Below are 20,247 nucleotides of genomic sequence, written 5' to 3'. Positions count from 1 at the left end.
GCGAAGCCGCAACCGGGATCGCGAAAAGCCCTGCCCGCCACACGGCGACACCTGCACCGCGAGGCCCGCTGCCTATCATCGACCGCATGAGCACAACGCATGAACTCGCCGGGCAACCGGCACCCGCCTCGGTGCTGATCGATGTCGGCCGGCTGCTCGCCGCGTACGTCGACGATCGCCCCGATCCCTCGGTGCCGGCGCAGCGCGTCGCGTTCGGCACCTCCGGCCACCGCGGCTCGTCGCTCGACCGCTCGTTCAACGAATGGCATGTGCTCGCGATCGCGCAAGGCATCTGCGATCACCGGCGCCAGGCCGGCATAGCCGGGCCGCTGTTCCTCGGCGTCGACACGCATGCGCTGTCAGCGCCGGCCGCGGCCACCGCGCTCGAGGTGCTGGCGGCCAACGGCGTCACGGTGATGCTGGCCGAGGGCGACGAGTTCACGCCGACGCCGGCGGTGTCGCACGCGATCCTGGTGCACAACCGCGGGCGCATCGAATCACGCCAGGGCCTGGCCGACGGCATCGTGATGACGCCCTCGCACAACCCGCCGCGCGACGGCGGCTTCAAGTACAACCCGTCGAACGGCGGCCCGGCCGATGAAACCATCACCGGCTGGATCCAGGCCGCGGCGAACCGCCACCTCGAGACCGCGCTGAAAGACGTGAAGCGCATGCCTGCACCGCGCGCGCTGCGGGCCGACACCACGCGCCGCCACGACTACCTCCACACCTATGTCGGCGAACTCGGCCAGGTGATCGACCTCGACGCGATCCGCGCTGCCGGCGTGCGCATGGGCGTCGACCCGCTGGGCGGCGCCGGCGTGCACTACTGGCGTGCCATCGCCGAGCAGCACCGCCTCGACCTGACCGTCGTCAGCGAAGAGGTCGACCCGACGTTCCGCTTCATGTCGCTCGACTGGGACGGCAAGATCCGCATGGACCCGTCGTCGCCGTACGCGATGCACCGGCTGGTCGCGCTGAAGGATCGCTTCGACGTCGCGTTCTCGTGCGACACCGACCACGACCGCCACGGCATCGTGACGCCGCACGCCGGCCTGCTGCCGCCGAACGACTACCTGTCGCTGATGATCGATCACCTGTTCCGGCACCGGCCGGGTTGGGCGAGCGAGACCGGCATCGCGAAGACCGTCGTCACGACGCAGCTGATCGAGCGCATCGCCGCGCGCCTCGGCCGCCCGCTGTTCGATGCACCGGTCGGCTTCAAGTGGTTCGCCGACGGGCTGCTGAAGGGCAGCCTCGGCTTCGCCGGCGAAGAGAGCGCCGGCGCGAGCTTCCTGCGCCGCGACGGCAGCGCGTGGAGCACCGACAAGGACGGCATCGCCGCCGCGCTGCTGTCGGCCGAGATCACCGCGACGCAGGGCCGCGACCTGGGTGCCGTGTACGACGAGCTGGCCGGCGCGCTCGGCCGGCCGGTCGCGGGCCGGCTGTCGGCGGCCGCGACGGCGGCGCAGAAGAAGCAGCTCGCGGCGCTGTCGCCGCAGCAGATACGCTCGACCGAGCTGGCCGGCGACCCGGTCGTGCAGGTGCTGAGCCACGCGCCGGGCAACGGCGCGGCGATCGGCGGCATCAAGGTGGTCACCGCGAACGGCTGGTTCGCGGCGCGGCCATCGGGCACCGAGGACATCTACAAGATTTACGCCGAGAGCTTCCGCGACGCGGCGCACCTGCAGCGCCTGCTCGACGAGGCACAGCGGGTGGTGGACGCCGCGCTCGCGGGTTGACCCCCATCAGCCGCGCGGCTTGCCGTGCCAGAACGGCTCGGCCTGGCCGGCGCGCTTCAGCGCCTTGCGCGCCGCGCGGGCCGAACGCGCCTGCTGCGCGGCCAGCCAGCCGACCGCGAACCAGGCTTCGGGCTCGGCCACGGCGCGCTCGCGGTAGGCGGCCAGCGCCACCGCGAGGTCGTTGTGCTTGCCCAGTGCGTCCTGCGCGGGCGCCAGCGCGTCGAAGAAGCGCGCGACCGGCTTGTCGCGGTACAGCGGCGCGATGAACTCGGCCAGGTAGCGCAGCCGCTTCAGTTCCTTGCGCACCGCGTGCTGGTCGTCGACAGAGGCATCGACGAACCCGCGTGAATGGTCGATCAGGCGGTGCAACAGGGCATCGAGTCGGTCGCCGAGGGTGGCCACGGCCGGGCCTTCGTGCGCGCCACCGCTCACCGCCGACGCTTCCATCGCATAGGCCTGCACCGCCAGCAGCACCTGCTGCACCTCCGCGTGCTGCACGCGCGCATCGAGCGGCTCGGCGCCTGCCGGCAAACGGGGCCGCGTCAGCGGCGGCGCACCCGCCGCCGCCAGCGCGTCGGCCGTCTCGTCCTCCAGGATCTGCTGGTCGCGGTCGGTGCCAAGCAGACGGAACAGCTCGGCGATCGGTGCCTCCCAGCCCGGGTCGAGCCCGCAGTCGAGCGGCGCCATCTCGCGCAGCACGACACGCAGGCGCCGCAGGCCGATGCGCAGTTGGTGCACATGCTCCGGCTGGCGGCTGCCGGAGGCCACGGCGCTGGCGTTGCGCAGCACCTGCGCCAGGCAGGAACCGATCGCCGCCCGTGCGAGCACCGGCCCGTCGGCATCCGCAGCCAGCTGCGGCGGCTTGGCGCGTGCCGCCACCGGGTGGCTTTGCCCGCGCGACAGCAAGGTGCCGCGCTCGGCCTTCGAGACGATGTCGAGCCACAGGCCGTGTTCGGCCACCCAGTCAGAGGCCAGCGCGAACAGGCTGTGCAGCGGACCGGCCTTCCATTCGAACTCGATCTCGCGCAGCGGGTGCGTCGCGGCCCCGGCGACGACCTGCCCGGTGTCGAGCGCCGCCTCGATCTCGGCACCACCCGGCAGCGTGAAGACGCGCACGATGCGGTCGACCTCGGTGCGGAACACCTCGTGCAAGACCGTGTCGCCGAGCACGTCGACCAGCCGCTGGTGGGCCGGCGAGCCGCGGTGGCGGTCGATGTCGAGGGTGGGCGAGCCGTCGCGCGCGGCGTCGGCCGGCAACGCCGCGTTGTGCTCAAGCCGCGACACGCCGTGCGCGCCGCTGGCCTTCAGCGTCTGCACCCATTGCGAGCCTTCGAGCCGCAGGCGCAACGCGATCTCGTGGCCGGCCAGCAGCCCGTCGGCGGTGTCGAAGTAATGCGCCTGCATCCGCACGGCCTCGGTGCGGCCCTGCAGGAAGCGTTGTCGCAAGTGCGTGAATCGGGACTCGGGGATCTGGAACTTCAGCTCGATCTCATGCATGGGGAATGGGAATCAGGGTTTTGCTCGGGTCAGGCGCGCGCGCCAGCGGTCCCAACCGGTGTGCCAACGCGCGCGAAGCGTCGGCAGATCATCGCCCGGCGGATCGGTGTCGGACGAGGCAACCTCGTCGCCCCGGTCTTGCGCCGCGCTCCGCACGAACTGCGGGTCCATCATCAATGCGCCGATCGACATCAGGCCGAGTCGTTCGCGAAGACGTCTTGTCTCCATGATGCGCTCCATTCACCGGACCTCGGGCCGCTCCGGTATGGCGCCGCGTCAAGGTCTGGTATAAACGGTATATATCGTATAAACCATTGAAGTCAAGCCGATGACCACATCACCGACCCCACGCAAGACCGCCGCCAAGACCACCACGAGGACCACCACGAAGACCGCTGCCGCTCCGGCAAGGAAGACCCCGGTCGCAGCCAAGAAGGTTGCCGCCAAGAAAGCCGCTCCGACGAAGGCCGCGGCCCCCGCCGCAAAGCCGGTCGCCGAGAAGCCCAAGCACAAGCTGGTGCGCGACAGCTTCACGATCCCGAAATCGGAGTACCAGTTGCTCGACGTGCTGAAGCTGCGCGCGGCCGCGCTGAAGCGCCCGACCAAGAAGAGCGAACTCCTGCGCGCCGGCATCGCGGCGCTGAACGCGATGGCCGACAAGGCCCTGCTGGCCGCGCTGAACAGCGTGCCCAGCCTGAAAACCGGCCGCCCGAAGGCGGACGACGCCCTGTCGAAAGACTGACGAGCGTCAGGCCATCAGACCGTCAGGTCGCCCCAGGCCGTCGCGACGCGGCGGAAGCGGCCTTGGTCGTCGAGTGCTTCCGCATCGACCAGCTCGGCCGTGCCTTCCATCACGACGCCCAGCAAGTCGTGCTCGATCACCGAGCGCGGCGCCTTGAACGTGGACGGCAATTGCTGGCCCGACTCGAGGTCGAACAGCGAAAACCCATAGACGGTGACCAGCTTGTCGACTTCCATCTCGGCTCCTTGTGCAGGTGGGTGTGGATGCGGCTTGCTGCGATGCAGCAGCAAAAATTATAAGAAGCCAGCCGGCCGCGTCAGAGGCCAATCCACCCCAGCGGGTCGGGATTGGCTTGCGTCAGATCAACTTCAGGGGTTCACATCCGCGCCGAGCGGGCAGGTGCCGCCGCCCGCCGGTGGGTTGACCCGCAGCACGCGCGGTTTGCCCAGCGCCGGCGCAGCCGGGTTGTAGGCCGCGTTCGGTGCCTTGAAGGCTGCGAGGTAGGCCGTCAGCGCATCGATGTCCTGCGCGCCGCCCAGCAGTGACGTGCCCTGCTGGAAGGTCGAAAAGCCGTCGCCGCCGGTCGCCATGAAGTTGTTGATCGTCACGCGCCAGGTCTTCTGCGGGGTCAGCACCGTGCCGGCCGCATCCACCAGCGTCTCGGTGCCGGCCGCGGTCGTCAGCGTCAGGCTGCGCACGCGCGCGTTGCAGGCGGCGCTGCCGTCCCAGGTGTAGCGCAGCCCGGCGCTCGGCACCATCAGCCGCGTCGCGGTCGTGAGCTGGCCGCGGCAGCCGGCGAACTGCTGTTCGAGCACGTCCTTCACGTTCTGCGTGGTCAGCGTCAGCGTCACCAGGCTGTTGCCGAACGGCTGCACCGTGAAGGCCTCGCCGTAGGTGATGTTGCCGTCGCCCTCGCCGACCGCGCTCGACGTGAAGTTGAAGCCCGGGCTGCGCACGCCGCCGCGGTTCATCAGCGCGAACTGCGCGCCGCCGAATGTCGGTGCCGCGGTGGCCGCGAGCTGCGCATCGGCGATCAGCTCGCCGGCCGGCGTGTTGCAGGCCGCGTCGGCGGTCACCGGCAGCGCCTGTGTGATGCTGCCGATCACCTGGTTCGCGATCGGCGCGACCAGCGCGTCGTAGGCCGAGACCAGCGCCGCGACCGCCGCATTCGGCGTGGTCGCCGCATCGCTGCGGTCGACGACGCGGTTGGTCGCACTGACCGACATCACGTCGCCGTTCGACGGGTTGATCGTCAGGTCGATGTCGCTGACGACCCGCCCGAACGCGCCCGCCTGCGTCACCGGCACCAGGCGCCCGGTCGCGTTCGGCAGCTGGCAGTTGTAGGCGGTGTGGGTGTGGCCGCTGACCACCAGGTCGACCGCGTTGTCGAGGTTTCGCACCACGTCGGCGATGGCCGAGCCGGCCAGGCCGCCGGCGCAGCCGTTGATCTCGTTGCTGCCGACCTGCGAGCCGCCCTGGTGCACCAGCACGACGATCGCCTCGACGCCGAGCGCGCGCAGCCGCGGCACCAGCGCGTTGACGGTGTCGGCCTCGTTGCGGAACTCCAGGCCGGCGACGCCGCTGGGCGTCACGATGGTCGGCGTGTCGCGCAGCGTCATGCCGATGAAGGCGATGCGCACGCCGTCGAAGCTCTTGATGCCGTAGGCCGGCAGCAGCGTCTTGCCGGTCGCGCTGACATAGACGTTGGCCGACAGCCACTTGAACTTCGCGCCCTCGAACGGCACCGGCGTGCCGACCTGCGCACCGCGGCAGCTGTTGGGGTCGGCCGCGCCGCCCGGCAGCGTCGCGCAGCCGCCGCGCTGCAGGCGCAGCAGGTCGGGCGAGCCGTGGTCGAACTCGTGGTTGCCGACCGCGTTGAACTCCAGGCCGATGCGGTTCATCGCCTCGACCGTCGGCTCGTCGTGGAACAGCGCCGACACCAGCGGCGACGCGCCGACGATGTCGCCGGCACCGACCACCGCGTTCAGCGGGTTCTGCGCCTTCAGCCGCGTGACGAAGCCGGCCAGCATGTCGGCACCGCCCGCGGGCACCAGGCCGGCGCCGCTGGACGAGCTCTGCGTGGCCGGGCTGAAGTTGCCCGGCGACTGCAGGTTGCCGTGGAAATCGTTGAAACCGATGATCTTGACGTGGACGGGCGCCGTGCCCTGGGTCGCGGTGACGGGCGCGCAGGCGCACAGCGCCACGGCGGCCGTCGCGGCCAGCTGACGAACGGTGAACATGGGGATCCTTTCGATGCGATCGATGCGGTGTGCAGGAAGAGCCGCTTCAGGCGGCCGGGTTCGAGCGGCGGCGCGCGGCGATGCCGACTGCGGCCAGCCCGGCGAGCATCAGCGCCCACGCGGCCGGCTCGGGCACCGGTGACAGCATCACCGCACCGACGGTCGCGTTCAGCGGCGTGCCATCGAGTCCCACGCTGTGCAGCAGCGAACCGGTGACGGTGTAGTCGCCCGGCGTGCTCAGCAGCCACGCACCGTGGCTGTAGGCCGGGTTGGCCCAGGCCGCGTCGAAGTTCAGGCCGACGTTCGGCGACGCGCCGACGCTGCCGGCCGGCACGTCGCTGGTCGACCAGTTCTGGCCGTTCACCCGCACGTTGAAGCTGTCGCCGGCGTAGCCCGCATCGACCACGCGCAGCCAGGTCGGCGCCGTGATCGCGAAACTGAACGACAGCAGCGAACCGTCGCTGATGTCGATCCATTCGAGGCCGGACGACGCAGCGCTCTGCTCGTCGACATCGAAGGCCACCCACTGGCCGAGGCCGGGTTGCACGGTGGTGGCCTGCGCCGCGCCGGCGGCGGCCAGCAGGCCGGCCGCGACAGCCGCCGCAGCCTTGCATCGGAATCGATCGAATTGCTTGGTGTTGTTCATGAGCCTCCTTGAAACGGCATCCATGCGATGCCGCGACCGCGACTTTCGGGGCTCTTGCCGACGGCTGTCCATCCCATGACCGCGACAGGGTTGATCAGATCGGACGCGTGACCTCGGCCAGCGCCGCCGGCAGCGCGGCCTTCATCGCCTCGACGAAACGCCGCAGCCGCGCCGGATGGAAGCGCGACGGCGGGTAGATCAGGTGCACCGGCAGCGCCGCCGCGCGCCACTGCGGTGCAAGATGCACCAGCCTTCCGGCCGCGATCTCGTCGGCGAGCATCCAGGTCGACATCAGCCCGATGCCGATGCCGCGCACCGCGGCACTGCGCAATGCATAGAAGCTGTCGGTGGTGAGGCGCGGGCGGAAGCCCACGCGGTGCGCCTCGCCGCTGTCGACATGGCTCAGCAGCACCTCGGTGCGGTAGAAGTTGCGTGCACTCAACCAGGGCAACGCGGCGAGATCGCGCGCATGCACCGGCATGGCGCGCCCGGCCATCAGCGAAGGCGCGGCCACCACGATGCGTGGCACCTCCGACAGCTTGATCGCGACCACCGAGGGGTCGGTCACCTCGCCGACCTGGATCGCGCAGTCGATGCCCTCGCCGACGAAATCCGGCGTGCTGTCCTGCGTCCGGTCCTGCGTGCTGTCGTGCAGCAGCCACTCGACGGTGACGCGCGGGTGAGCGCGCATGTAGTCGGACAGCGGCCCGACCAGCAGCTGCTGGCCGAAGGCATGCGGCGCGATCACGCGCAGCAGGCCCTCGGGCTCGTCGTCGGCGCCGCGCAACTCGGACTCGAAGGCCTTCCAGCTCGCGATCAGCTCCTTCGCGCCCTCGTAGCAGCGCTCGCCGTCGGCGGTCAGCGTCATCGCATGGGTCGAACGCTGCAGCAGCCGCAGCCCGAGCGAGCGTTCCAGCGCCTGCAACCGCCGGCTCACCGTGGGTTGCGTCGCGCCCATCTGCAGCGCCGCGGCCGACAGGCTGCCGGCCTCGACGATGCGCACGAAGGTTTCCATCAGCTCGATGCGGTCGGCCGGCGCGGTGGCGTGGGGAGTGGACGTGCTCATGCGTCCAGCGTATAGCAATTCTGCAAGCCGCCGGGCTACCCAGGCGCCGCTGTCCTGGAGACACTCCAGCCCTTCGTTCCAGAACTCAGGGTTTACGCGAGATGTCCACCATTCATTCAACGCATGCCACGCCGATCGCCTTGACGCCGTCCGGCAACGTCCCGCTGCCGATGGTGCTGCTGCTGGCCACCGGCACCGGGCTCGGCGTGGCCTCGCTCTACTACAGCCAGCCGATGCTGGGCGTGCTGGGCGCCGAGATCGGCGGCAACGCGGGCAGCACGTCAGCCATCGGCTTCGTGCCGACGATGACGCAACTCGGCTACGCGCTCGGCATCCTGTTCCTTGCGCCGCTCGGCGACCGCTACGACCGCCGCCGCATCATCCTCGCGAAGGCGGCCGCGCTGTGCATCGCGCTGCTGCTGGCCGGCGCATCGCCGTCGGTCGGTATGCTGCTGGTCGCGAGCCTCGCGATCGGGCTGGCCGCGACAATGGCGCAGGACATCGTGCCCGCCGCCGCGACGCTCGCCCCCGACGCGCACCGCGGCAAGGTGGTCGGCAGCGTGATGACCGGGCTGCTGCTCGGCATCCTGCTGTCGCGGGTGGTCAGCGGCTTCGTCGCCGAGCACTTCGGCTGGCGCACGATGTTCATCGCGGCGGCGGCCGCCATCGCACTGCTCGGCGTCGCGCTGTGGCGTGGCCTGCCGCGGCTGAAGCCGACCACCCACCTCGCCTACCGCGCGCTGCTCGGTTCGCTCGGCAAGCTGTGGCTGAAGCACGGCGCGCTGCGCCGCGCGGCGTTGGCCCAAGGGCTGCTGTCGGTCGGCTTCAGCGCGTTCTGGTCGACGCTGGCGGTGATGCTGCACGGCGAGCCCTTCCACCTCGGCAGCTCGGCGGCCGGCGCGTTCGGCCTGGCCGGCGCGGCCGGTGCGCTGGCCGCACCGCTCGCCGGCCGCATGGCCGACCGCCGCGGGCCGGAGCTCGTGACCCGCGTCGGCGCGGGGCTGGTGCTGGTGTCGTTCGCGGTGATGGGGCTGATGCCGTTCGTGCCGCCGCAGGCCCAGCTCGGGCTGCTGGTCGCCAGCGCGATCGGCTTCGACCTCGGCATCCAGGTCGCGCTGATCGCGCACCAGACCATCGTCTACGGCATCGACCCCGGCGCGCGCAGCCGCCTCAACGCGGTGCTGTTCACGACGGTGTTCATTGGCATGGCGACCGGCTCGGCGCTCGGCAGCGTGGCGCTCGCGCACTGGGGTTGGATGGCGGTGACGGGGCTGTCGGCCGGTGCCGCGCTGCTGGCGCTGCTCGTGCGCCTGTGGCGTTGAAGGCCGTCAGCGATCCCGGTTGCGAAACGCCAGCCAGCCCGCCACCGCGGTGAACACCACGACCATCAGCACCACCACCAGGAACCCGTGCTTGTGCTCGCCGAACGGGATGCCGCCGACGTTCATCCCGAAGAAGCCGGTCGTGATGTTGATCGGCAGTGCGAGCACCGTGACCATCGTCAACGTGAACAGGCTGCGGTTGGTCTGCTCGCCGACTTCCGCGGCGATCTCTTCCTGCAGCAGCTTGATGCGCTCCTGCAGCGCCGCGAGGTCACGGATCACCAGCGAGAACTCCTCGGTGGCCTGGCGCAGTTCCTCCAGGTCGTTGGCCACGACCCACGGCGGCGGCTGGCGCAGCAGCCGGAACAGCGCCCCGGGTTCCGGCGCCAGCAGGCGCTGCAGCCGCACCAGCACGCGGCGCAGCTGGCCGAGCTCGGCGCGGCGACGGTCGAGCCGGCCGCGCAACAGGCTGTCCTCGATGCTGTCGACCTTCAGCGTCGCCTCGCGCACGATGCGCACCAGCACGTCGCCCTGGTCCTTCAGCAGGTGGTTCAGCAAGTCGACCGACGAGCTGAAGCGCCCGCCCTGCTTCACCGCCTCGCGCAGCCGGTCGATCGAACGCAGCGGATGCGCCCGCGCGCTGACGGCCAGCCGCGCGTCGACGCTCATCCACAGCGTCGCGATCTCCGACGGATCGAACGCAAACTCGTAGGCCACGTCGTTGACGACGGCGATCAGGTTGTCCTGCGCGTCCTCGATGCGGGTCGAGCGCGAACCCTGCTGCAGCGCCTCGAAGAATTCCGGCACGAGCGGCAGGTTGGCCTGCATCCAGGCCTGCGAGGTGGCCGCCGTGAGGTCGAAATGCAGCCAGATGAAAGCATCGCCGGCCGGCTGCTTCAGCCATTCGACGGCCTGGGCGAGGTCGATCGGCTCGCCGCATTCGGTCGGCGAGAAGCGGTAGCCGCAGAGCAGGCCGTTCTGCTGGGCTCCGTAAGTGATCGGCATGGGCGCTCCTCCTGTGACGGGCAACCTGCGATGAGAACACGGCTTGATGACACGCCGCCTTTGCAAGCGGGTGTAAGAGCAGAAAAGATGAAACGCCGTGAATGCGCTTTCACGGAACTTCGCGGATCATCGCGGCGCCGCAACCCGAACCCCCCGAAGCATGAAGCGCCTGCCCCTGTCCACGACGACCCACCTGGCCTTGCTGTTCACCGCCGTCGCGCTGGCCGCCTGCGGTGGCAAGGACGACGGGGACACGCCGGCCGGTTCGCCGCCCGCATCGACGCCTTCACCGGCACCTGCTCCCGCACCGGCACCATCGCCCGCACCGGCACCGGCACCGGCACCGGCACCGGCACCGGCACCTGCTCCCTCTCCGGCCCCGGCCCCGGCTCCTGCGCCGGCACCCGCCCCTGCACCCTCGCCCGCTCCAGCCCCGGCCCCTGCGCCCGCGCCGACCCCCACGCTCGCCAGCGTCGAGCTCGCGCAGACCCACGTCATCCCGGCCACCGGCCGCAGCATGCAGTCGCCCAACGACCTGAAGAACAAGGTCACCAAGCGCCTGCTGCTGGTGGCCGATCGCGCCGCGCTGCTGATGGTTCAGCCGTCCGCGAATGTGAGTTCGCTGGTGGTGCGCGCGAAGCTCGCCGACGGCCGCATGCTCGGCCCGCTGACGATGAGCGCGCCCGCCAGGCTGCCTGCCACCGATGGCGGCCGCCCGGCCTACTCCAGCGTCAAGTACAGCGCGCTGCTGCCGCGCGAATGGATCCAGATCGGCAGCACGCTCGAGGTCGGCCAGGGCGATTTCTCGTCGCCGCGCAGCGTCGCGCTGAGCGTCACGCCGGCCACCACGCTGACCCACGTCACGGTTCCCGTCTACCTGTTCGGCGCGCGAGGCGCGCAATCGGTGGTGCCCGATTGGGCCCTGTCGTCGGCCTCGACGAACGGCTACACGCTCGACCAGGAGTACCAGCAGAAGCTGCCGATCGCGAAGCTCGCGCAGGTGACGACCGGTGCCGTCACCGTCGACCAGCTCGCCGTCGGGCCGCGCAACGACGACCAGTTCTGCTACCCGGCGATGAGCTTCGGCTCGTGGGCCGATTTCAAGGCGGCCGGCGGCGACACCAACGCCCGCATCTACCGCCTGCTCGCCGACATGCGCGGCACCAGCGCGAACCGCGACGGCTCGTTTGCGGCCGGCTTCTACGGTTTCGTGCAGACGGTCGACGGCGGCCGGCAGGTGGCCGCGTCGACCGGCGGCGGGCTGGGCGGCGGCGGTGTCGGCACCTCGGGGGGCGACTACCGGCCCGACCAGGTCTACTCGGCCATCTTCAACCACGAGATGGGCCACGCCTACGGACTGCCGCATGCCGACGCCGCGGCCGATGCCGGCGACTACCCGTACCCGATGGGCACCAAGAGCGGCTCGACCTGGGGCTACGACGCGCTGAAGAACCAGCTGCTGACGACGCTCGAGTACAGCGGCCAGTCGTGCGACGGCCGGACCGTCAACGGCACCTGCTTCCAGCGCACGCCGATGTCCGGCGGCGACGACGACCGCGACGCCAAGACCTACCGCTGGAACGCGTTCTCCGACTACCAGGCCGCGCAGATGCAGGAAGGCTTCCTCGACAAGGTGTTCCGCGACGATGCCTACGACGGCGGCTACAAGCGCTGGAACCGCGGCACCGGCGCGTTCGAGAAACTCTCCGACAGCGACCGCGCCCGCATCGGCACCGACGTCGTGAAGACCGGGCAATCGGTGCAGACGGTGATCGGCACGGTGTCGCACTTCAACCTGTCGCCGACCGCCAGCGGCATGGTCGTGACGCCGGCCTGGACCGGCAACCTGCCGAAGCAGCTCGACCCGACCGTGCAGGCCGACATGGACCTGACGCTCGGCAACGCGCCCGGCGCCTGGGGCGGCTACTACTGCGTCTACAACGGCTGCGACTACACGCTGGTGGCGACGTACGCCGACGGCACGGTGCTGCGCAACCTGCTGTCGATGGGCTACCACCTGACCGACGGCGACGTGCGCCCGAGCACGAAGGACGTGCTGAACGGCGACAACTTCTCGAGCTACGCCGTCAACCTGCCGACCGGCCATGGCGGGCTGGCGAAGCTGCAGCTGTTCAACACGCCGTTCGGCTCGAAGTGGCAAGCCCGCCTCACCGCGATCCGCACCACCGACCTGGGCACCACCGGCTACCCGCTGGTCAACGAATGGACGCCGGCCGCGGGCTTCGGCGGCGGACCGGGTGCGCCGGGCACGACGCAGTTCGATGCGGCGGCTTGCAAGGCGGGTGCGGTGGTCAAGCGGCCAACGCGCTGACGCACACGCTGACACACGCCCGGCCGGGTCGGGGCACACTGCGGACCTTGCCGTTTCCAGGAGGTCTTGCGATGCACCGATCCCTCACGTCAACTACCCTGGCCCTGCTGGCGCTGGCCACCGGCCCGGCCGCGGCCGACACGCTGAAGGTGCTGACCAGCGGCGCGTTCAAGCAGGTCGTCGTCGCGATGGTGCCGGCCTTCGAGGCGCGCACCGGCCACAAGGTCGAGGTCGCGAACGACACCGCCGGTGCGCTCGCGAAGCGCGTGGCCGGCGGCGAGGCCTTCGACGTGCTGGTGCTGACGCCGGCGGCGCTGCAGCCGCTCGCGAAGGACGGCAAGGTGCTGCCCGACAGCATCGTGCCGCTCGCCAAGGTGGGAATCGGCGTCGCGGTGAAGGCCGGCGCGCCGAAGCCGGCGATCGGCACGGTCGAGGAGTTCAGGCACGCGCTGATCGACGTGCGCAAGATCGCCTACATCGACCCCGCGTCCGGCGGCACCAGCGGCATCTACCTCGACGGCCTGTTCGAGAAGCTCGGCGTCGCGCAGGTGGTGCGGCCGAAGGCGGTGCTGGTGGCCGGCGGGCTGTCGGCCGAGAGGCTGGTCAGCGGCGAGGCCGACCTGGCGATCCAGCAGGTCAGCGAGATCCTGCCGGTGGCCGGTGTCGACCTGGTCGGGATGCTGCCGCCGGAGATCCAGAACTACACGACCTATGCCGGCGCGCTCGGCACGGCCAGCACGCAACGGGCGGCCGCCGCCGAATTCCTGAAGACCCTCTCGAGCGACGAAGGCCGGCAGGCGCTGCGCAGCAAGGGCATGTTGCCGCCCTGATCAGGGCGTGTTTTTCAGTGTGTGGTGCCGGCGGCCAGCCGGATGTCGCGCTCGACGCCCAGCGCCGTCAACGCCATCACCCGCACCGCCTGCACCACCGCGTCGAGCGCGAGGCTCGGCGCGCCCGCATGGCGCGTCGCCATCGCCGGCAGCCAGGGCACGTGGATGAAGCCGCCGCGCAGCGCGGGGCGCTCGCTCGCGAGGTAGTGCGCCAGCGCGTAGAACACCGCGTTGCACACATAGGTGCCGGCCGTCGACGAGATCGACGCCGGGATGCCGTCGTCGTGCAGCGCACGCAGCATCGCCTTGATCGGCAGCGTCGAGAAGTACGCGGCCGGGCCGCCCTCCACCACCGGCTCGTCGACCGGCTGCCGGCCGGCGTTGTCGGGGATGCGCGCATCGACGATGTTGATCGCCACGCGCTCGATCGAGACATCGGTGCGCCCGCCGGCCAGGCCCAGGCACAGCACGAGGGCCGGGTTCAACTCCTCGATCGCGTCGATCAGCGCCGGCCCGGCATCATCGACCACGCACGGCAGCCGGCGCGCCGCGAACACCGCATGGCCGAGGGGTTCGCCGTCAAGCGCGCGGGCCGCCTCCCAGGAGGGATTGAGGGTTTCGCCGCCGAACGGCTCGAAGCCGGTGACGAGGACGGTCTGCGCGGGGGTGGGTCGGGTCATGCGACATCCTACCCACCCAGCCACCCCCATCGGCGAGATGCGCCGTCATCCGGGTTCGATTCCGCGGACCGCCGGTCGGGCCGCGGCCGGAGACTGTCGGCACCCCACCATGCCGCTCGACGACCTGCTCATCCACGCCACCGGCCTCGCCGCGCTGGCCATGAACGCCTTCGCGATGCTGCGCCGCTGCGAGAAATCGCTGCGGCTGCAGTCCGGTTTCGCCGGCCTGCTGTGGGCGCTCAACAACGTGCTGATCGGGGCCCACACCGCGGCGGCGCTGAACCTGGTCAGCGCCGGCCGCACTGCGACCTCGGCCGCCACGCTGCAGCACGGCGCCGGCGCACGCAGCCTCGGCCTGGCCGCCTTCGGTGTCCTGACGGTGGCCACCGGCTTGCTGACCTGGAACGGCTGGGGCACGCTGTTCCTGATCGCCGCCTCGCTGTGGTCCACCTACGCGATGTTCTACATGACCGGGCGCACGCTGCGCTATTCAATGCTCGCGATCTCGGCGCTGTGGATGTACCACGCGTGGAGCTACGAGGCCTGGGAGCAGATGGCCGCCAACGTGCTGACCGCCGGCGCGGCGCTCTATGGCGCCTGGCGTTTCGACCGCGACCCCGTCGACGACAGCCCCGAAGGCGACCCCGCGCCGCGCTGAGCCCCGTGATTGGGTAGCATGGCGCCCGCCCCATGACCGCCCCCATGACCCCCTCGATTCCCGCCCGGCTCCGCAACCTCACCCGCCTCCAACGCCGCCTCGCCCTGGCCGGCGCGATCTTCCTCGGCCTGGTGCTGCTCGCCGTCATCGCGCTGAACATCGCGACGCGCCAGCTGCAGGCCCAGGTGGCGCTGGCCCTCGGCCCGCGGGCCAGCATCGGCGCGATCCGCCCCGGCTGGACTGGCATCGACGTGCTCGACCTGCGCATCCAGGGGCCGGCCGGCTGGCCGGTGGCCGACGAGCTGCGGGCCAGCCGCGTGCGCATCACGCCCGATCCGCGCAGCCTGTTCGGCGGGCCGTGGCGCATCGCGCAGGTGCGCGTCGAGGGTGCCTATCTGGCCGTGCTGCGCACCCGCGACGGCAAGACCCGCGTGCTGCCCTCGCTGCTGGAGCGGCCACAGGACAAGACGAAACCTGCATCGCCCGCCGGCAAGCCCGACCCGCTGGCCAAGCCGCTGCTGGTCATCGGCCGGGTCGCGCTCGACGCCGCGCAGGTGGAGTTCTTCGACAGCTCGGTGCGCCAGCCGGCGCTGCGCCTGACGATCGACCAGGTGGATGCCGACGTCGGCCCGCTGGTGCTGCCGCAGCTCGACAAGCCGCTGCAGGTGCAACTCGACGGCGTGTTCAAGGGCGTGCAGCGCGACGGCCGCATCCGCATCGACGGCGACTACACGGTCGCGTCGCGCGACGCCGACATCCGCGCCCGCTTCAACGATGTCGACCTCGTCACGCTGCAGCCCTACCTGCTGAAGGTGGCCGACAAGGGCATCAAGCGCGGCACGCTCGACCTCGACCTGCGCGCCAACGTCGTGCGCAACCAGCTGAAGGCGCCCGGCCAGCTGACGCTGACCGGCCTCGAGTTCGCGAGCGATGGCGCGCTCTCCACCTTCGCCGGCGTGCCACGCCAGGCGGTGCTGGCGGCGATGTCGAAGAACGGCAAGATCGACGTGAAGTTCACGCTGGAGGGTCGGCTCGACGACCCGGCCTTCTCGCTGAACGAGAGCCTCGCGACCCGCATCGCTTCCGGCATGGCCGAAAGCCTCGGCGTCAGCCTGTCCGGCATGGTCAAGGGCCTGGGCGGGATGGTCAAAGGCCTGTTCGGCCGCTGAGCTCACGGCTCAGTTCGTCGATGCGCTGGCGCGCTTCGGCCAGTGCCGCGTCGCGCCGGCCCAGCTCGGCCTGCAGGCGCACCGCCTTGCCGGCGGCCTCGAACGCGGCGGCATCGGCGATCGCGGCCCGCTCCTTCTCGGCCTCCACGTTGGCAACCGCCGCCGCCATCGCCTCGCGCAGGCGTTCGTCGAAGACACGCTGATCAACGTCGCGCCGCGCTTCGGCCTGCGCCACCTCCCAGAAATGGCGCGCCGCCTGCATCACCGGCTCGGGCACGTCGGGCGGCGCGCCGAAGGCGCCGGGGTCCTTCAGGCGCCCGCCGAGGTGGCCGTACCAATCGTCGAGCAGCGGGCTCACGGTGTTCGGCGAGCCGCGGCCCAGATGGCGCCGCACGCGCTCGATGGTCGGACGCTCACCGGCCAACAGCAGCGCGTCGCACGCAGCCCAGACGTCCTTCGGTTTGATCCCGGTGGCCATGTTGCGCATCATACAAACGCTGTATGAAACACAACACCCCGGCAAGCCCAGGGTTCAGTTCGCAGCAAGCGCCTCGCGCTCGTCGGCCGGCGCAAACGCCTGGGTCCGTGGATCGACCTGGCGCCACACGGTCTCGCCGCCGACGAACACGCGCATCTCGCCAGTCGCCAGCCGCACCCACGGCTCGGCGTCGGTCAGCGGCTCGGTGGCCACCAGCGCCATGCGGTCGTCGACACCATTCAGGCGGCCGAGATCGAGGCTGATGTCGCAATCGAGCAGCCGCGCGGTCGGGAACGGGTGCTGGCGCTGCAGCAGGTAGAGCTTGCTGGAACAGTGAGCAAACAATGCTTCGCCGTTGGACAGCAGGAAGTTGAAATTGCCGTGGCGCGCGATGCGCTCGGTCAGCAGCGCGATCTGCGGCGCGAGCTCGGCCCAGCCGACCGGCCGCACGCGGTCGGCGAACTGCGCGCGCAGCTCCTGCATCAGCCAGCAGAACGCGCGCTCGCTGTCGGTGCCGCCGATCGGGCGGTACGGGCCGGTCAGCGCAGGTTCGAAGCCGCGCAGGTCGCCGTTGTGTGAGAACAACCACGGCTGGCCCATCCACTCGCGTTGGAACGGATGGCAATTGGCCAGCGAACGCACGCCCTGGGTCGCGCGGCGCAGGTGCGAAATGACGATGGCTGACGGAATCGGGTAGTCGCCGAGGAACGCAGCCAGCGGCGATTCGCTGGCCGGCTGGTCGTCGTGGAAGACGCGGCAACCGCCCGGTTCATAGAAGCCGACGCCCCAGCCGTCCACATGGTGCGAGGTGCGCCCGCCCCGCTGCCGGAACCCGGTGAACGAGAACGTGATCGAGGCCTGGCTGTTGCAGTTCATGCCGAGAAGCTGGCACATGCGGAGGCATCCGGAAGGTTTTGTTGCACGCAATGCTTTGCGCATGCAGGCATCGTGCCCGGCCGCGGGTGACGATTCGCGTCCGACAGCTGCCGCCGCGCTGGGCCTGCGCCACCTCTCCCCCTAGATCCTGGGCCGGTACATACGTCTCCTTTGGGTTTGGCCCTAGTTATTCGCCGGGGCAGCTTCCTACACTTTGTTTCACAACAACGAAGTGAGCGAGGTTGTATGCGAGCCCACCACCCCTGCCTGCTGCTGGCCGCCATGTTCTTCTGTGGCGAGGTGCGACCGCAAACCCTGCTCGACCAACCGCTCGAAGCCCTGATGGAGGTGAACCTCACGACGCTCGGGCGGCGGGTGCAGCCCGAGCAGGACATGGCGATCGCGACCAGCGTGTACGCGGGCGAGGACCTGCGCCGCGGCGGCGCGCGCACGCTGCTCGATGCCCTCGCCTGGATGCCGGGCGTGACGGTCGAGCGCTTCAATGCCCACACCTGGAGTGTCGCCACGCGCGGCGACGGCGCTTCGCTGATCGCGCACAACACGCTGGTGATGCGCGACGGCCGCGAGCAGGAGGGCTCGGGGGGCGGTCCCGCGTGGGGCTTCCTGAACATGCCGATCGAACGCGTGCAGCGCATCGAGGTGCAGCGCGGTGCCGGCAACACGCTGTGGGGCGCGAACGCGGCCAACTGCGTGATCAACGTCGTGACGCGCACGGTCGACAGCGGCAGCAGCGGCGCCGTCGATGCCGACAGCAGCGGGCGCCTGGCCGTGGGGGCGCAATGGGGCACGCGAAGCGATTCCGGCTGGAGCACGGCGTTCTGGGTCTCGGGCCAGCACCAGCCGGGGTCGGACATCTTCGCCGGCCGGCGCGACTGGGACAACCAGGAAGACCGCGCCCTCGACGCCACCGCGCGCCTGACGGCCGAGGGCGGCGCCGAGGTGGTGTTCGACGTCAACGCCTACAACGGCATCGGCGGCGCCAACGCGAACGTCGGCCGTGCGGTGGTGCGCCGCGAGGGGCACAGCACGCAGCGCGAGTGGAGCGCACGGATGTCGGTGCCGCAGCCGCAGGACGGCCGGCTCGAGCTCGCGGGCTACGCGCAGGAGATGAAGACCGGGGCCATCGGCGGCGCCGAAACCGACCGTCGCAACGTCGACCTCTCCGGCCAGCGCTTCTGGCGCTTCGGCCCGCATGACGTGATCGCCGGCGGCAGCGTGCGCAGCACCTGGACGACCCGCTCCGGCGCGGCCGGTGGCGGCGGGGGCGGTGGTGCCCAGCCCGGCGAAACGGCCTCGCAGTTGATGCAGGTGTTCGGGCAGGACGAATGGCATTTCGCCGACAACCAGGGCGCGGTGATCGTCGGCGCGCAGGCCCAGCGGCTGTTCCGCGCGACCGATGCCGACAACATCTACGCGGCCACCTTGCGGCTGCGCTGGTCGGCCACGCCCGCGCTGTCGCTGTGGGCCGGCCTGTCGCGCTCCGGCACCTCGCCGGACGGCGGGCAGGAGCTGACCATCCCGTCGATCGAGACCGGGCTGCGCTGGAAGGCCAGCAGCAGCCTGCAGGTCAACGCGGCGGTTTTCGAGCAGCGCTTCACCTCGCTGCAGGTGCCTGCGGCGCTCGGCGCGACCACGCAGCCGCCGCTGGACACCAAGCTGCGCGTGCGCGGTGCGGAGGCCGATGTCCATTGGCAGGCGACGCAGCGCTGGGATGTCCAGGCCTCGCTCACGGTGCTGCGGGCGCATTTCGACATCGCCGACACCCGCAGTTCGCCGCTGGCCACCGAAGAGGGCTACTTCGGTGCGACGCCGGACCGGACGTTCAAGGCGCGGGCGCTGTACCGGCTCAACGACCGGCAGTCGGTGGAACTGGGCCTGCGCGCCCGCTCGAACCTGAACGTCGGCTTCTCGCCCGGGCGCGGCGTGCTCGACCTGGCGTACCGCCAGCAGTTGCCGGGCCACGTGGAGTTCGGATCGGCGATCCAGCAACTCAACCACGACAGCCTGCCGGACTTCAGGCCGCCCAACACGCCGTTCCCGTACCGCGAGGTGCGCACGCTCGCGATGTGGCTCGCCTGGGGCGTCTGACTTGATCCCGATCAAGTCCGCGGCGGCCTGAAGGCGGGAGACTGCCGCCACGGGCGCTCCAGGTGCTGGGATCCAGCGCCGCCCGGTCGATCCGGGAACCCTGTGGACATTGCATTGACGACGACCCAGCGTGCCGGCCTGCAGCTCGCCGGCCTGCAATGCGGCGCCTGCGCCGGGCTCATCGAGCAGGCGGTGCGTGCGGTCGATGGCGCCGGCACCTGCTGCGTCAATGCCGCGACGCATGCCGCCAGCGTCGCCTGGGACCCGGCGCGCACCACGCTCGACGCGCTGATCGGTGCGATCCGCCGCGCCGGCTACGACGCCGCGCCCGACACGCCGGCCTCGGCTCGCGCGCTGCGGCAGCGCGAATCGCGCACCGCGCTGTGGCGCCTGTTCGTCGCCGGCTTCTGCATGATGCAGGTGATGATGCTCGCGACGCCGCACTACGTGGCGCGGCCCGGCGAGCTGGCGCCCGACATGAAGCAGCTGCTCGACTGGGGCGCCTGGGTGCTGACGCTGCCGGTTCTGTGGTGGTCGGCCGCGCCGTTCTTCCAGGGCGCGTGGCGCAGCCTGCGCAGCGGCCGCATCGGCGCCGACATCCCGGTCGCGCTCGGCATCGCGGCGACCTTCGTCGCGAGCACCGGCGCCGCGTTCGACCCCGCCGGCCCGTTCGGCCACGAGGTGTACTTCGATTCGCTGACGATGTTCGTCACCTTCCTGCTCGGCGGCCGCGGGCTGCAGATGAAGGCGCGCCACCGCGCGGCCGAGGCGCTCGATGGCGCGCTGTCGGCGCTGCCCGACACCGCGCTGCGGCTGAATGCCGACGGCTCGGCCGAGCGCGTCGCGCGCGCGGAC

20 protein-coding genes are annotated in these 20,247 nt (G+C 70.9%); 9 read left to right on the top strand and 11 right to left on the bottom strand.

Annotated elements, in window-relative coordinates; all coding sequences use genetic code 11:
- Positions 1 to 86 precede the first annotated feature (86 nt).
- Positions 87 to 1,742: a phosphoglucomutase (alpha-D-glucose-1,6-bisphosphate-dependent) gene (gene pgm, locus ACXJLU_RS22555; RefSeq protein WP_457334817.1), complete on the top strand. Its 1,656-nt coding sequence runs from the start codon at positions 87 to 89 to the stop codon at positions 1,740 to 1,742.
- 6 nt (positions 1,743 to 1,748) lie between these two features.
- On the opposite strand, the gene ACXJLU_RS22550 is transcribed toward pgm, so the two are convergent.
- Positions 1,749 to 3,239: a CYTH and CHAD domain-containing protein gene (locus ACXJLU_RS22550; RefSeq protein WP_457334815.1), complete on the bottom strand. Its 1,491-nt coding sequence runs from the start codon at positions 3,237 to 3,239 to the stop codon at positions 1,749 to 1,751.
- A gap of 12 nt (positions 3,240 to 3,251) precedes the next feature.
- Positions 3,252 to 3,479: a hypothetical protein gene (locus ACXJLU_RS22545; RefSeq protein WP_457334813.1), complete on the bottom strand. Its 228-nt coding sequence runs from the start codon at positions 3,477 to 3,479 to the stop codon at positions 3,252 to 3,254.
- Positions 3,480 to 3,567: 88 nt separating this feature from the next.
- Between ACXJLU_RS22545 and ACXJLU_RS22540 the strand changes: the two genes are divergently transcribed.
- Positions 3,568 to 3,981 carry a hypothetical protein gene (locus tag ACXJLU_RS22540; protein WP_457334811.1) on the top strand — a complete coding sequence of 138 codons (414 nt, stop codon included), beginning with the start codon at positions 3,568 to 3,570 and terminating at the stop codon, positions 3,979 to 3,981.
- Positions 3,982 to 3,995: 14 nt separating this feature from the next.
- Here ACXJLU_RS22540 and ACXJLU_RS22535 read toward each other — a convergent pair whose 3' ends face one another.
- From ACXJLU_RS22535 to ACXJLU_RS22520, 4 genes are all read right to left on the bottom strand, one after another.
- Positions 3,996 to 4,217 carry a hypothetical protein gene (locus ACXJLU_RS22535; RefSeq protein WP_457334809.1) on the bottom strand — a complete coding sequence of 74 codons (222 nt, stop codon included), beginning with the start codon at positions 4,215 to 4,217 and terminating at the stop codon, positions 3,996 to 3,998.
- A gap of 132 nt (positions 4,218 to 4,349) precedes the next feature.
- Positions 4,350 to 6,221: a bifunctional metallophosphatase/5'-nucleotidase gene (locus tag ACXJLU_RS22530; protein ID WP_457334807.1), complete on the bottom strand. Its 1,872-nt coding sequence runs from the start codon at positions 6,219 to 6,221 to the stop codon at positions 4,350 to 4,352.
- Between the two features lie 46 nt (positions 6,222 to 6,267).
- Entirely contained in the window at positions 6,268 to 6,867 is a 600-nt protein-coding gene (locus tag ACXJLU_RS22525; RefSeq protein WP_457334805.1) for a PEPxxWA-CTERM sorting domain-containing protein, read from the bottom strand.
- 94 nt (positions 6,868 to 6,961) lie between these two features.
- Entirely contained in the window at positions 6,962 to 7,933 is a 972-nt protein-coding gene (locus ACXJLU_RS22520) for a LysR family transcriptional regulator (RefSeq protein WP_457334803.1), read from the bottom strand.
- A 101-nt stretch (positions 7,934 to 8,034) separates the two neighbouring features.
- Between ACXJLU_RS22520 and ACXJLU_RS22515 the strand changes: the two genes are divergently transcribed.
- A complete protein-coding gene (locus ACXJLU_RS22515; RefSeq protein ID WP_457334801.1) occupies positions 8,035 to 9,255 on the top strand; it encodes an MFS transporter in 1,221 nt (406 codons plus the stop codon).
- 6 nt (positions 9,256 to 9,261) lie between these two features.
- Here the strand turns inward: ACXJLU_RS22515 and ACXJLU_RS22510 are convergent, their stop codons facing one another.
- Together ACXJLU_RS22510 and ACXJLU_RS33570 are read right to left on the bottom strand one after the other, a co-directional pair.
- Positions 9,262 to 10,260 (bottom strand): transporter, encoded by a 999-nt coding sequence (locus tag ACXJLU_RS22510; RefSeq protein WP_457334799.1) that lies wholly within the window; start codon positions 10,258 to 10,260, stop codon positions 9,262 to 9,264.
- A 126-nt stretch (positions 10,261 to 10,386) separates the two neighbouring features.
- On the bottom strand, positions 10,387 to 10,758 hold the full coding sequence (locus ACXJLU_RS33570) for a hypothetical protein (RefSeq protein WP_489742225.1): 372 nt from the start codon (positions 10,756 to 10,758) through the stop codon (positions 10,387 to 10,389).
- 19 nt (positions 10,759 to 10,777) lie between these two features.
- On the opposite strand from ACXJLU_RS33570, the gene ACXJLU_RS22505 reads away from it, so the two are divergent.
- Positions 10,778 to 12,592, top strand: a complete 1,815-nt coding sequence (locus tag ACXJLU_RS22505) for a M66 family metalloprotease (RefSeq protein WP_489742221.1) — start codon at positions 10,778 to 10,780, stop codon at positions 12,590 to 12,592.
- A 71-nt stretch (positions 12,593 to 12,663) separates the two neighbouring features.
- On the top strand, positions 12,664 to 13,422 hold the full coding sequence (locus ACXJLU_RS22500; RefSeq protein WP_457334795.1) for a substrate-binding domain-containing protein: 759 nt from the start codon (positions 12,664 to 12,666) through the stop codon (positions 13,420 to 13,422).
- A 14-nt stretch (positions 13,423 to 13,436) separates the two neighbouring features.
- Here the strand turns inward: ACXJLU_RS22500 and pcp are convergent, their stop codons facing one another.
- Positions 13,437 to 14,102, bottom strand: a complete 666-nt coding sequence (gene pcp, locus ACXJLU_RS22495; protein WP_457334793.1) for a pyroglutamyl-peptidase I — start codon at positions 14,100 to 14,102, stop codon at positions 13,437 to 13,439.
- A 109-nt stretch (positions 14,103 to 14,211) separates the two neighbouring features.
- Between pcp and ACXJLU_RS22490 the strand changes: the two genes are divergently transcribed.
- On the top strand, positions 14,212 to 14,760 hold the full coding sequence (locus tag ACXJLU_RS22490; RefSeq protein ID WP_457334791.1) for a YgjV family protein: 549 nt from the start codon (positions 14,212 to 14,214) through the stop codon (positions 14,758 to 14,760).
- A 44-nt stretch (positions 14,761 to 14,804) separates the two neighbouring features.
- Positions 14,805 to 15,929 (top strand): DUF748 domain-containing protein, encoded by a 1,125-nt coding sequence (locus ACXJLU_RS22485; RefSeq protein ID WP_457334789.1) that lies wholly within the window; start codon positions 14,805 to 14,807, stop codon positions 15,927 to 15,929.
- Here the strand turns inward: ACXJLU_RS22485 and ACXJLU_RS22480 are convergent.
- Entirely contained in the window at positions 15,907 to 16,407 is a 501-nt protein-coding gene (locus ACXJLU_RS22480; RefSeq protein ID WP_457334787.1) for a DNA-binding protein, read from the bottom strand. The genes ACXJLU_RS22485 and ACXJLU_RS22480 overlap by 23 nt on opposite strands.
- 54 nt (positions 16,408 to 16,461) lie before the next feature.
- Positions 16,462 to 17,301, bottom strand: coding sequence for a class II glutamine amidotransferase (locus tag ACXJLU_RS22475; protein WP_073466909.1), 840 nt, complete (start codon positions 17,299 to 17,301; stop codon positions 16,462 to 16,464).
- Between the two features lie 228 nt (positions 17,302 to 17,529).
- On the opposite strand from ACXJLU_RS22475, the gene ACXJLU_RS22470 reads away from it, so the two are divergent.
- Together ACXJLU_RS22470 and ACXJLU_RS22465 are read left to right on the top strand one after the other, a co-directional pair.
- Positions 17,530 to 19,392 (top strand): TonB-dependent receptor plug domain-containing protein, encoded by a 1,863-nt coding sequence (locus ACXJLU_RS22470; protein ID WP_457334785.1) that lies wholly within the window; start codon positions 17,530 to 17,532, stop codon positions 19,390 to 19,392.
- 114 nt (positions 19,393 to 19,506) lie between these two features.
- The coding region (locus ACXJLU_RS22465; protein ID WP_457334783.1) for a cation transporter at positions 19,507 to 20,247 on the top strand (741 nt) is incomplete at its 3' end.

Source organism: Rhizobacter sp. P5_C2 (assembly GCF_054049715.1).
The sequence above is the reverse complement of the archived record's forward strand: the minus strand, read 5'-3'. Positions and strand labels throughout refer to the sequence as shown.